Origin of the sequence: Paenibacillus baekrokdamisoli (genome assembly GCF_003945345.1) — a bacterium.
Taxonomy (GTDB): domain Bacteria; phylum Bacillota; class Bacilli; order Paenibacillales; family Paenibacillaceae; genus Paenibacillus_Z; species Paenibacillus_Z baekrokdamisoli.
In genome coordinates, this window is the sequence record NZ_AP019308.1 from 1,696,369 (window position 1) to 1,709,599 (window position 13,231).

The window sequence follows — 13,231 nt, forward strand, 5'->3', positions numbered from 1 at the left end:
TACTTGTTTAAGTAAAGGGGCTCTTTTGTATGTAAGCACCGTTACATTTTGACTGCACTACAAAACATTCAAATGCGTCTACAATTGTTTCAACAAGGCTAACCATTAAAATTGTTGCTGCTTTGTCAAATTTTATGAACGAAAACGAAGGCTTATAGCTCGATCTAGCCATATATTGATAATTGTTCCATTGATATAATGAGCCTTGATGAAGCGTATTTAGAGGGGTGGTGATAGAATGACCAAGAAACTCAGAATGGTCTTGGCAGTATGCCTATTAATTGGATTGTTAACCGCCTGTTCATCTGAGCCAGCAGCGCCCATCAATCCCGAGGCCATAGAAGTGTCGCTATCAACTGAACCAGTACCTGCAGTCGCGGGAAATCTATTGGAGCTGAGAGCGAAGTTCACGGGAGCTGAATTTTCTAAATCAACTCAAGTCACGTTTGATATCCGACTGGATGGTAAGCCCAAACTGATAGAAGGGCAAAATGAAGGCAATGGTGCATTTACCGGAAATTTCACTTTTCCACAAGCTGGCCAGTATGATGTGTATCTTCATTTGTATGTGGATGACCTCCATATGACCAAGAAGAAACAAGTGGATGTGAAATGACGAACATGAAACGAATATGGCTTGCCACACTTCTGATGGGTATCCTGTTTGGCGGGACCCCTTGCTTGGCAAAAGCAGAGATGGAATCGTTTAATTTGCAGGGAATCATTGATCGGGCAGAACCCGGAGAAACGATTATCGTCCCTCCTGGAAACTATGAAGGGCCGCTGATCATTTCGAAGACTCTTCGACTGGAAGCAGAGCATGAAGGATCGGTCACACTCTTGAATTCAGGCAAGGGAGCTGCGCTTCAAATTGAGAGTGATCATGTAACTGTTACTGGTCTGGAAATCATGGATGAATTAGTCAAAGAGAAGCCCTCTGTTCTGGTTACTGGCGATGGGGTATTACTGGAGCGTCTACATATTCATACGGGCTCGTATGGCATCAAGATGCAGAATGCCGATGATGGAGACGTACGGAACAATACCATTGAGTGGAGTAGTCTTGAATCAAGACAGGCTATCAAGATGGCCGACAAAGGGAATGGAATCGACCTGTACAACGCCCATCGGAACCGAATCACAGAGAACATCATCAAACGTGTACATGACGGAATTTATCTGGAGAACAGTGATGAAAATACGATAATCGGAAACCGTATCGAGAATTCCCGCTATGGCGTTCACTGCATGTATACAAAGGGAACCGTCATTCGTGAAAACATCGGACAGATGAATATTACAGGGGCTATGGTGATGACGGTTCGAGATGTAGAAGTGGTAAACAACACCTTCATGAAACAGAGTGAGAATGTCAATTCACAAGGCATACTGCTGTATGATGCTCATTTTACAACGGTTCGAAATAACCGATTAGAAGGAAATCGAGTTGGGCTTTATATTGAACAATCTGCAAACAACCGAATTGAAAACAATGGGGTAACCGATAATTTCATCGGCATTCAATTGCTGGAGTCCATCCAGAATACGATTAGAGGAAATCGATTTTCAGGTAATGTATCCGATGCATTGGCCAAAAACAGCACCGGTAACGACATAACGGGAAACTTTTGGGACTCTTTTCGTGGAATCGACGCGGATGGGGATGGTAGAAGTGACATCGTTTATGCGATTAACCCTTTTTTTCAGGGGCTTATTCAAAAAAGGCCTGCTTTTCAGCTTTTTTTTCAATCACCGGGTATGGTTTTTCTTGAAAGCCTGTATCAATCTGAACGCAGCAAATGGACAAAGGATATATCGCCTCTTATGGCTCCACCAGCTTCAACTCGTTTGTACGAACAAAGTGCATCTGGAATCAAGACAGGTTTGATAGGTATTCTACTGTTGGGTTCAACGTGCATCATTTTACTATTGACAAGGAGAAGAAAAATATGAAAATGAAATGGTTCGGTATGTTAGTAGTTCTCTTATTGACAATGAGTGTCGTTTCCGCATGCGGTAGATCGGATTATCAACCCCAAGCTATAAATGAGGATACGGACCGATGCGCAATCTGCAAGATGGCCATAAAGGATGATGCGTTTGCAACGCAAATCATCACGAAGGACGGGCAATCTCTCAAGTTTGATGATATTGGTTGTATGAATGAATGGAAGCTTCAGAATGGCACAGATACCATCGGAGCTGCATTTGTTCGTGATTACGGCAGCAATCAATGGTTGAAGTATGAGAAGGCATACTACGTCTATGACTCCTCATTTATAACGCCGATGGCCTATGGTATCTATTCTTTTGAAGAAGAAGCTAATGCCAAGTCATTTATTAAAGAGCAGGGAAAAGGCAAGCTGATGACTGCAGATGATCTGACTGCCCATAAATGGGAAGTAAACCGAGATATGATGGATATGAACGATATGAAAGATATGAAAGAAATGAAAGATATGAAAGAAATGAAAGATGATGGTCAGAAAACAGAAGGACATCACCAGTGAATGCATTGATTACTGTTGCTGTGAGAGAAGTCAAAATGGGATTGCGTAATCCATGGGCCTATTCATTTATGGGCCTCTTTTCTCTTTTTATGTTAAGCCTGCTGCTCATTAATTCTCAAGGGTATGTAGAGGGTTATTCTGGTATTACTGGCACGATACTTAACCTGATTTTGTACCTGCTGCCGCTGATGACATTGATGCTTGGCTCCTTCTCATTGACAGGGGAAAAAGAAGACGGTAACTGGGCACTTCTTTCAACTTATCCGATAAGCACTTGGATGTTCATCTTTGGTAAACTGGCAGGTCTAGCTATTGTACTTCTGACAATTGTTGCTCTTGGGTTTGGATTCGCTGGATTGGCAGGCTGGATGACGGGCAGAGGTTTTGACTTTGAAACCTATCTGCTCCTTCTGGGATTCTCTATCAGCCTGGCTTTACTATTCTTGGCTATTTCTTTTCTTATTGGTACCTTGTCACGAAATCGCTGGCAAGCTTTAACGGTTGCGGTGGCTACTTGGTTTTTTTTGATTATTGCCTGGCCCCCGCTGCTCATCGCGACACTGGGCATGTTACCTTTTTTGTGGATCAAACCGGCCATATCCGCCATCACTTTTCTAAATCCGGCAGAGTTATCCCGTTTGTTTACGGTGATTAAGCTCGGAGGAGGTTCTGTACTTGGACCCGAGTATTACGAATGGGTAAAATGGATTCGTCGTCCATCTGGCACGGCTGGATTCTTGGCGGTCTCTGTCTTATGGATTGCCATTACCGTAGGCACCGCCAATTGGTTATGGGAGAGGGGGAGGACACGTGTCTGATTCTTTTGTACATATGAAAAACGTTCATAAAATTATAAAGGATCAAACAATCATACAGGATTTGAATTTACAGGTCACACGAGGGCAGATCCTTGCATTATGCGGGGGAAACGGTGCCGGCAAAAGCACTATATTGCGTATGATAGCGGGAATCCTGCAGCCTAGTCAGGGAGAGATATGGGTAGATGGCCTGCGCTGGATGGATAACCGCAAACGCTATGCAGAGTTAATCGGTTACATGCCGGATGATTACCATTTCAATCAGGGACTTACAGCACAAGAGACGATGACGTTCTGGGCAAAGCTAAGAGGATTAACAAAAGCGCGTGCGGTCGAGGTACTTGCCGAAGTCGGACTAGAGAAAACCGGTACCAAGCCGGTCTCATCCTTTTCCAAAGGAATGAGGCAACGCATTTTATTTGCCCAGGCCTTACTAGCCCGGCCAGCTCTTCTTGTGATGGATGAGCCGACCAATGGACTTGACCCCTATTGGATGGAATCCTTTATTCAGCTCATAAACAAAGCAGCAGCAGACGGACAAACCATCCTGTTTTCAACCCATCAATTGCAAATTGCAGAGGTATTTGCCCATCGGATTGTTTTTCTCCGTGACGGAGCTGTTTCCTTGGAAGGAACGGGAGAGGAACTACGTGGACAACTTGGCTCTGCTCGCTTACAGGACGCTTTTGCTGAATTATTTGGTATTATAGGAACTCGAAAATAAAGAACAAAACAAAGGGTGCTGCCTAATTTTAGACAGTGCTTTTTTTGTAATTTAATGAACCCATATGAGAACTTTCAAGGAGAAGCGAAATGAAGAAAATAGTGAATTCATACTGGATACAGTCCTTGCTGCTTATACTTATCCTTTTAATTGTAGGTTACGTAATCGTGCAGAAGAAAAGCGAGAGTCATTATTTGATTAAAATAGGTCAAACCGCTCCAAATTTCGCTTTATCCGGATTGAACGGAGAAGAAATATATTTATCGGATTACCGAGGAAAAGGCGTTCTACTCAATTTCTGGGCATCATGGTGCAATCCTTGTGTCAATGAATTGCCACTTATGAATGAAGCATACAAGCTATTAGGGGATGTTGAAATTGTCGCTGTCAACATGGGTGAAAAAGAAGAAACCGTGAAAAAGTTTGTGAATCGATATGATCTAGAATTCCCTGTCTTGCTCGATCTGAAAAACAGCGTGAAAAGAAAGTATCATGTTTCAGGATTACCAGTAACTCTTCTCATTGATAAGCAAGGAAAAATCATAAAAGTCCTAGTAGGGGAACTCAATAGTTTTGAAAAGATTACAAGCTTGATGAAATTGGTTCGGGGTATCCATAATTTTAACGATGAGCATTTGAAAGGTAATTCGAGGGTGCTGGTAAAATAGATCGAGCAGCCAGAACAGATGTCGGGGGACAAGACTATAGTTCAACACTGCGAGGGCTGTCGCTAGGCAGCCTTTCGTTACGGGCAGATTAGCGTAGAAACATGTTTCTCTCATATACATTCCACATTGTGGTAATATAGTGTTGAATTGCAAAAAGTATACAGGGAGTTTAAGTGAAATGTCTGCAGATGTTCACGCTTGTCCATTTCTCGTCTTCTCTGTGGCCGGTCACCTAGTGATAAAATACGAATAATCCAACGATTGGAAGTGATACAGATGATTCTACAACAAAAGAAGTATGGACTTATCGATTTAATCTTAATCCCTATCCAATGTGCACCAGTCGCAGCAACGATTGGTTTTATCATGTCGCTTATTAAAAATGGAGCGCCAATTCTACAAGTTTTGGTAACAGCAAAATTCATAGATTTGGCCATTAGTGTGGTACAGGGCCAAACGGATATAGCTACAGTGTTACCTTACTTGCTTGCCGTTGTTATTCTTGTAGGTGTTGACTGGATTTTTAGTCCGTGGCAACTCGCGGGGTTACCTATGGTGTGGATTCAAACCAAAATCGCCGAAAAATTTCGCTCTGCGATAACAGAAAAAAAGGCAAAACTCCAATATAGCTCTGTTGAAAATTCAGAAACTTGGGACTTAGTTGAACGAATATCCGATAAACCCGAGGAAAAATTGAAAGATGCATTTGAAATCTTTATTTCACTTATTACCATCATCATCAAAGTCGTTGGGCTTATTTTTATTTTGGCTTCGCAAGTTTGGTGGGCAGCTGTAATTCTTTTTATTACTACCATTCCTATTTTTTTAATGTCCGTCAAAAGTGGAAAAGCCCAGTATCAATCTGTACGAGACACATCGAAATTGAAAAGAAATTATAAATATCTTTCCGAAATCTTAACAGGAAGAGAAGCAGTAAATGAGCGTGCAGTTTTCGAATATGGTACTAAATTAAACGAAACATGGCATGAACATTATGAAACCGCAAGAAAAATTCAATTGAAAACAAGATTAAAATGGTACATTAGAGAAACGAGCGGCGGACTCATAACATCTCTATTTACAATCATCGTAACGATTGTTTTGCTAAAACCGACAGTGGATGGGCTTTTGACCATTGGTATGTTTATGTCCTTAACGAATTCGTTTCGTTCACTTGCTTTTATTGCTTCGTGGCAGCTCAATTTTTCCATTCGAAAACTAGTTGGCAGCATTGAAATGATGAACGATTTAACTGTCTTTTGTGCTTTACAGCAAAGTGAAGATGCTACAGTAAAACCATCTCCGGCACCTCTAACTTTTGATAGCATCGTTTTTGACAATGTACGATTTAGCTATCCAGGTGCAAATTCGGAAATTCTCAAAGGGATTCATTTTACAATTGAAAGCGGTAAACATTATGCATTTGTTGGTGCAAACGGCGCTGGTAAAACAACGATTACGAAACTGATCACAGGCTTATACAACGGCTATAGCGGAAACATTCTTGTAAATGGCAAACGGCTAACCGATTATTCTGAAGCAGAAATTAAAAGTCTTTCCGCAGTCGTTTATCAAGATTTTGCTCGTTATCAAATTACAATTAAAGACAATATTGCTCTTGGGAATGTGAACGCTCTAAACAATGATGACCTCATACACAGTGCCATAACAACAGTAGGTCTTGAACAAGCGATCTATAATCTTCCGCACAATATTAACAGCTATTTAGGAAAACTGAATCAAGATGGAGTAGATTTATCGGGCGGACAATGGCAGCGTCTTGCAATGGCAAGGGCGATTGTAAATCCTGCTCCATTGCTTATTTTAGATGAACCAACAGCAGCACTTGATCCTGTTAGCGAATCTAAAATTTATGAGGAATTTGAAAAATTAAGTGCAAACCGTACAACTATTTTTATATCACATCGTTTAGGCTCAACTAAACTTGCCGATAAAATTTTTGTTATTGATGACGGAACAATTGCTGAAGAAGGTACGCATGACGAACTGATTGCGCGCAATCAGATTTATGCCACAATGTATGAAAGTCAAAGGGGTTGGTATCAATGAGGGCATCACCAAATATAACGATGACTATCATTCAAACAAGCATTTCTATTGTATGGAAAAATGCGAAATGGATGTTTATTGTTGCTATCGCTACATCTGTTCTATTATCACTTCTTTTAGTGTTAATGACATATGCTACTCAATTCTTTTTCGACACAACATTAGCGGCTTTAAAAGGAGACGCCACATTAACCTATTTGATTTTCGTTGCTATTGCTATAGGCGTTATCGAAATTGTTCAGAAAGTCATTTCATCACTATCAAATTTTGTTTTTGATGAATTACAAACAATTGCAGAGGGCGGCGCTGGCTATTTAATTCATAAAAAAGCTTCGTCTATTGAACCCATTTCCTATGAAAATCCTGAATTTCTAGATGATATTAATCGGGCAAATGAAGGGGCTCGAAATTGCTTCAATTTATTCAATGCGTACTTAAGCTTTATTAGCTTTTATATTCCATACTTTTTAACAATAGGCATTTATTTATATACACTTAAACCGATATTGGTCGTTTCACTCCTATTTATTTTTGTACCGCTATTCATTAACAATTATTTGCGGGCCAAAGTATTCACAGATTTAGAAGATGACGCAGGTGCTCTGCGACGAAGTTATGAATATTATGAACGTTGCATCGTAGATAGTGAATATTTTAAAGAAACTCGAATTTTAGGCGCATTCTCCTATTTTTACAAGCTATATCAAGCTTCATTACAAGCATTGAATAAAAAACTGTGGCGTGTAGAAGTTAGAGGAGATTTGATTGAGCTTGGCATGTATTTGTTAACGCTTTTAGGATATTTAGGCGTTTTATATTTATTATTGATCAGTTTGATAAGCGGCGATATTAGCGTAGGTGCATTTGCCGCAGTTTTCACTTCGATTGCAGTTGCTGTGAGCCTTGCTAATGAAATGATCAATGTAAAAATGAGGCGAACTGCATCTAAACTGCCGACTGTTATTAATTTTATAAACTTTCTTGCCATTCCTGAACGAAGTGGCGAATTTATGAATTTGTGTCCAGCAGATGGTGTTGTTCTAAATAACATTTCGTTCCGCTATCCAGGAACAGCTAAAAACGCAATCGATCATGTAAGTTTAACAATCCATAAAGAAGAAACGATCGCAATTGTTGGAGAAAATGGCTCGGGTAAATCAACATTAACGAAGCTTATTTTAGGTATGTATACACCCGACAGTGGTGAAATTATGATCAATGGCAAGAACGTAGCAACCGTATCACCAAGCTCAACTTATTTAGGAGTTACGGCTGTTTTTCAAAAATTTCAACGATATAAGTTTTCACTTGAAAATAATATAAGTATAAGCGATATAGACAGAGATGTTACTTCTGAACATCTTTCGCAAGCTGTCAGAAATGCTGATGTTGATATCGATTCCAGTTCACTTTTTCCAGAAGGCTATGACACGATACTATCCAAAGAGTTTGATGGGGTTGATCTATCCGGTGGGCAATGGCAAAGAGTTGCAATTGCAAGGGGGTTTTATCGGCATAAAAATTTTATCGTGCTGGATGAGCCTACTGCTGCTATTGACCCAATCGAAGAAACGAAACTTTATCAAAAATTTGCCGAAGTTGCCCAAAATAATACAGCCATCATCGTAACCCATCGTCTGGGCTCAGCTAAAATAGCGGATCGTATTATTGTGATGGACAACGGAAAAATCGTTGAAGAAGGCACACATGATTCATTAATGAAGATGGGCAAAAAGTATGCAGAGATGTATACCGCTCAAGCCAAATGGTATGAAAATAATAGCTCAATGATGTGATAAATATACAGATCTAAGAAATCATCGAGCTTACGCAAGGTAAAGACGGATGCGGTAGATGCCTATGCCCTTTGTGAGCTATTCTACAAAGAGGATTTTGAGCACCATAAGACAAGAGGCGTTCAACTACTAGACTTACGAAATCTAACAAGGCAGTACGATGCGGTTACGGGAGTGTACATTCAAATTAAGCTTAAGTTCCAAGCCATTTTAGATCAGGTGTTTTCTGTTTCCTGAATACAAAGGTGCCTTCGCAAATGAAATGGAAGAATATCAGATTATCCAATCGATTCCCGGAATCGGAGAAAAAATCGAAGTATTGGCTGATTTAGCAGAGTGAAGGGCTGCCACACGGCAGCCCTTCGATGTTTAACTATCGATCCGTTAGATTAAACGTCACTTCATATGGTCTTGTACGACTGGTAATATTTAAATACTCTTCATCTCCATATCTAATGTCGTCTCACCAATCGTGTTCTGCCCGATTGGCCTTACATGTCGGAGCTTGGTCACGACAAGAATGGCGATTCCTATCATAATCCCGCCACTAAGCAACGCGACGACATGCATTCCGCCGGTGAAAGCTTCGCGGGCGCCGTGAAGGAGCGCCGTGCGAGTGGGATCGGGCAAGCTCTTCGCTGCCGAGATAGCCCCTGCCAGGCTTTCGCGGGAAGCCCATGCCGCAGAAGCCGGCATATCGCCTGGAATGATTCCCGTGACTTGATAACGGTATATGTAAGTACCGAGGCTACCCAAAACAGCAATGCCTAACGCGAATGCGAATTCGCCACTCGTCTGAAGCAAGGATGCCGCCGATCCTGCCTTCTCGGGCGGGGCTGATCCGATGATAAGGTCACTTGATAGGCTCGGGAACGGAGCCGCGCCCACATTAAACAAGATATATCCTATAACCAGGATGGCGAGTCCGTATACGGACCCCACCTGGGACAGCAGGATGCAGCCCGCAGTAGAGACAGCAAGTCCTGCTCCAATGAGGAGCGAAGGTCGGATCCGCCTGGCAATGAGTGGTGACAGCAGCATGCCCGCCATTGACGCGACCACTCCTGGCAGCATCCACAACGCCGTCTGGAGCGGCGACATTCCTTGAACGAACTGAAGATACTGTGCGACGAAGAGCATAGAAGCGCCTGTCAAGGTGATACCGAACATGCCTCCCAGCGCTGCTCTGAAGGCGGAGTTAGCGAACAGGCGCAAGTCCAATAGGGGATTGGCCAGTCGACGCTGCCGCCTTACGAACATCGCCCCGAAGGCAACTCCCGCCGTTACAGCAAGGATCGGCATCGACTGTAGGCCTTGTTTGGCGACTTCCTTAAGGCCGTATATAGCCGGAAGGATTGCGCACAAAGACAATACGACGCTTGTCATATCCAAGCGGCCGGATGCGGGGGCGCGATATTCGGGCAGTAGTAGAGGCGCAGTCAACAGCAGTAGCGCCATGACTGGAACACCGAGCAGAAACACAGAACCCCATGGGAAGTGCTCCAGCATCGCCCCGCCGACCACTGGCCCAAGCGCCATGCCCCCCATGGAGCACATGAACCATATACCGATGGCGAGTGAGCGCTGCTTGTGATTGCGGAACATGTTGCTGATCAAAGCCAGTGTGGAAGGTGATACCGTTGCCCCTGCGATGCCAAGTAGCGCCCGGGCCGCAATAAGCATCCCGGGGCTACCCGAAAAAGCGGCCAATACCGAAGCTGTGCCGAATGCCGCTCCGCCGATCATTAGTAATTTACGGCGGCCGATTTGATCCCCAAGCGTGCCCATCGTGATTAGGAACCCGGAGAGCATGAAGCCGTAGATGTCCATAATCCATAACTGTTGGGCGCTATCAGCGCCAAGGGAGACACCAATATGGGGCAGGGCAAGAATCATTACGGATACGTCAATTGAGACGAGCAGGGCAGGCAACGCCAGTACGGCAAGCCCAATCCAGTCCTTCAGGCCCGCCTGGAGGTTAGATTCGTTCGCAGCATCCTTCATTGACTGTCCAGAGCGTCGCCGAGCCGGTCCAACAACCACTTCGTTCCGTGTTCGCGCTGTTCGGGCGTATCGTGGCCATCCAGAAAAACGCCCTGCTCAGTGTATATCAATCGCGTGCCGCCCTCCGCAGGAATAAATTCTACTGTCGTCACAGAGACGGATATCCGCGTGTCCTCCATGTCCATAGTATACGAGTAGACAATGCGCTTGTCTGGAACGATCTCCTGATAACAGGCGTCAAAAGTGTAGACCGGGCCCCCGGATGGACCTCCGCGGTTGAACTCGCGTCCGCCGACGCGAAAGTCGAACTCTTCAGCTTTCGGGAACCAACCGGCTTTGGCGGCTTGACCTGCCCAAGCGGCGAATACTCGGGTAGGCGAATGCTTATAGTTTCGTTTGATAACAAAAGTGGAATGGTTTGCAGATGGTTCATTCATAGTCAAATCCTCCTTAGTCGGGTTCTCCCGGATGTTCGTCTAGATATGTACTAAGTTGGTCGAGGTGATTTTCCCAGCTCGACTTCCTCTCGACGAAAAATTTCTCATGATTCATTCTCATCGTCTGCATGATTTTGGTGAAATTTTCAACAGTTAATAGTTCGTTCCTTTGCATTCGGCTCGATACATTCTCCAACTCGTGCAAGAGCTTCTGCTGAAGGCGAATATTTTCTTTGAGTCGGTCCATTTGAAGGGATACAATGTCTGACAGGCTGAGTTGATCTCCGTCCATAATGACTTTAATCTGCTCCAGCGATAAACCTAACTCCTTCAAGGAAAGGATTTGCTGTAGACGCGATATGTCCGTTTCGGTGTAGAGCCTGTATCCGGAATCGGAATGGCCCGATGGTGAAAACAAACCGATTTGATCATAAAATCGCAATGTTCGAACCGTCAGTCCTGCCATTTTAGCAAGTTCTCCAACTTTCCATTCTCGTAGCATGATCATCCCCTTTCTTGGTTGCTAGCTTTTTACCGGTACCCTCACTATACAGCATTACGTTACGTAAGGGTCAAGCCAGTCTTGCAAAAAATGCTGTTGATAAAAATCAAAACGTCCGGGCAACAGAACAACCAGGTGGCACCCGGCAAAGTGCAGGCCGTTACGCCCAACTAACAAAGGTTTTTCTGAACAAGCAAGAGATGTTGCCCAATGTGAGCAGCATCCCTTCATGTATGTATATAGAAATATAGATATTACCAAACCACTAAACTGTAAGTGTATAATTTGACCTTGCTGAACCTACGACTCATCCAATTGCCCTGACTCCCGGCGCCGCCAACTTATGAATACCAAGGATAATGCAATTACCGAGAGGATAGCCCCAAGCAGTCGAAATCCCACGGCACTGAACTTATCTCCCATTACGATGCCTAGCAACAATGAAGAGAGAATGGTTCCCAGGTATCTCGATGTCATAAATACTCCGGATGCTACACCTATAATTTCTTTTGGAGAACTTTTGAACAAGGCCGCTTGCATACCGACATTGTTCAACCCGTTGCTAATACCGAATGCAGCTAAAGCCAAACACACACTGATAACCGGTGAAGTTTGATTCAATGTCACTATCCATACTGACCCAAGTGTCATCAGTATTCCGGATAGTAGCAATGCCGGCCCTGGTCCTGATTTATCTATCCATCGGCCTGCTATTGGAGAAGTAACGAGCGAGCATAAGCCTAAGCTTAGCATGAGAATCCCAGTATGGAACTCGCTGACATGACGTACCATTTGCAAGTAGGACGGAAGCCCGAAAAAGAGCGAGTAAAAAAGTACGTTAACGAGTATGAATTCGACATTGACCCAAGTCATCGCAGGATATTTGGCGAATGTGCGCAAAGGAATAAAGGGTGACTTCGCTTTTAACTCATGTCGTACGAAAGCCCCCAATGTAACGAGGCCTATCAGCAAGGCAATAACATTACTTAATGAGATTTGCCCCGATGATTTTGCTGACAGTAATCCAACGAGCAAGGCAACCAGACCCACTGTGAATAGCAGGATCCCTGACGCATCAATCAAATCAGACCATTTACGAATGGACATGCCCAGTGCAACGGATGTTGACGGTTCGTCCTTAGGAATATTCCTCCAAGATAATAGAAAGCTCACCACCACGAATGGAATATTGACGAAAAAGATAGCAGGCCAGCCCCACCAGTGAATGATGACCCCGCCAATAAAGGGTCCAATTGCTGCCGCTCCGGATAGGAATATGGACAAAACAGACAGCGCAGTCGCTTGTTTCTCCGTAATATGAATTCGCACAATGGCCATTCCAACCGCAACCATCATGCTTGTTCCGATGGATTGCACAATGCGGAACACGATGAGCCACCCAAAGTTTGGTGATAGTGGAGCTAATAATGATGCTACGAAGGCTACAACAAGCCCGGTAAGAAATATCCTCCTACGACCGAATAAATCGCTGGCCTTTCCCATGACGGGTTGAGCGATGCTACTTGCAATGTAGAAAGAAAAAATAATCCAGGAAACACCTGTAAAGTCAAGTTGGAACACATTTTGCAGCCTTGGAATAGCAACTGAAACCATTGAAGAATTTAATGGGTTCAATAGTATCCCTAGACCAACTGAAATCATTAACCACCTGCTGCGAACATTCATTTTTGGTCCCCCCCAA

12 protein-coding genes and 1 pseudogene are annotated in these 13,231 nt (G+C 43.6%); 9 read left to right on the forward strand and 4 right to left on the reverse strand.

What is annotated here, in order from left to right; translation table 11 throughout:
• Positions 1-238: 238 nt before the first annotated feature.
• The 9 genes and pseudogenes from EKN16_RS07415 to EKN16_RS07455 all read left to right on the forward strand — a co-directional run.
• Positions 239-616 (forward strand): hypothetical protein, encoded by a 378-nt coding sequence (locus EKN16_RS07415; RefSeq protein ID WP_125655052.1) that lies wholly within the window; start codon positions 239-241, stop codon positions 614-616.
• A 5-nt stretch (positions 617-621) separates the two neighbouring features.
• Entirely contained in the window at positions 622-1,953 is a 1,332-nt protein-coding gene (locus EKN16_RS07420) for a right-handed parallel beta-helix repeat-containing protein (RefSeq protein WP_232016280.1), read from the forward strand.
• Positions 1,950-2,510 (forward strand): nitrous oxide reductase accessory protein NosL, encoded by a 561-nt coding sequence (locus EKN16_RS07425; protein ID WP_232016281.1) that lies wholly within the window; start codon positions 1,950-1,952, stop codon positions 2,508-2,510. Before EKN16_RS07420 ends, EKN16_RS07425 begins: the two co-directional genes overlap by 4 nt.
• Positions 2,507-3,328, forward strand: a complete 822-nt coding sequence (locus tag EKN16_RS07430; protein ID WP_125655056.1) for an ABC transporter permease — start codon at positions 2,507-2,509, stop codon at positions 3,326-3,328. The genes EKN16_RS07425 and EKN16_RS07430 overlap by 4 nt, the downstream gene beginning before the upstream one ends.
• Positions 3,321-4,052, forward strand: a complete 732-nt coding sequence (locus EKN16_RS07435) for an ABC transporter ATP-binding protein (protein WP_125655058.1) — start codon at positions 3,321-3,323, stop codon at positions 4,050-4,052. Before EKN16_RS07430 ends, EKN16_RS07435 begins: the two co-directional genes overlap by 8 nt.
• Positions 4,053-4,141: 89 nt before the next feature.
• Positions 4,142-4,720: a thiol-disulfide oxidoreductase ResA gene (gene resA, locus EKN16_RS07440; RefSeq protein WP_125655059.1), complete on the forward strand. Its 579-nt coding sequence runs from the start codon at positions 4,142-4,144 to the stop codon at positions 4,718-4,720.
• Between the two features lie 276 nt (positions 4,721-4,996).
• A complete protein-coding gene (locus EKN16_RS07445; RefSeq protein ID WP_125655061.1) occupies positions 4,997-6,790 on the forward strand; it encodes an ABC transporter ATP-binding protein in 1,794 nt (597 codons plus the stop codon).
• Between the two features lie 20 nt (positions 6,791-6,810).
• Positions 6,811-8,586 carry an ATP-binding cassette domain-containing protein gene (locus tag EKN16_RS07450; protein WP_164522714.1) on the forward strand — a complete coding sequence of 592 codons (1,776 nt, stop codon included), beginning with the start codon at positions 6,811-6,813 and terminating at the stop codon, positions 8,584-8,586.
• Between the two features lie 18 nt (positions 8,587-8,604).
• Positions 8,605-8,845 (forward strand): annotated as a pseudogene (locus EKN16_RS07455) (IS110 family transposase); the annotation flags it as partial.
• 170 nt (positions 8,846-9,015) lie between these two features.
• Here the strand turns inward: EKN16_RS07455 and EKN16_RS07460 are convergent.
• The 4 genes from EKN16_RS07460 to EKN16_RS07475 all read right to left on the reverse strand — a co-directional run bounded on the left by EKN16_RS07460 (position 9,016) and on the right by EKN16_RS07475 (position 13,215).
• On the reverse strand, positions 9,016-10,629 hold the full coding sequence (locus EKN16_RS07460) for an MFS transporter (protein WP_232016282.1): 1,614 nt from the start codon (positions 10,627-10,629) through the stop codon (positions 9,016-9,018).
• Positions 10,587-11,027, reverse strand: coding sequence for an SRPBCC family protein (locus EKN16_RS07465; RefSeq protein ID WP_125655065.1), 441 nt, complete (start codon positions 11,025-11,027; stop codon positions 10,587-10,589). Before EKN16_RS07465 ends, EKN16_RS07460 begins: the two co-directional genes overlap by 43 nt.
• Before the next feature lie 13 nt (positions 11,028-11,040).
• On the reverse strand, positions 11,041-11,529 hold the full coding sequence (locus tag EKN16_RS07470; protein ID WP_125655067.1) for a MerR family transcriptional regulator: 489 nt from the start codon (positions 11,527-11,529) through the stop codon (positions 11,041-11,043).
• A gap of 300 nt (positions 11,530-11,829) precedes the next feature.
• On the reverse strand, positions 11,830-13,215 hold the full coding sequence (locus EKN16_RS07475) for an MFS transporter (RefSeq protein WP_125655069.1): 1,386 nt from the start codon (positions 13,213-13,215) through the stop codon (positions 11,830-11,832).
• Positions 13,216-13,231: the final 16 nt, after the last annotated feature.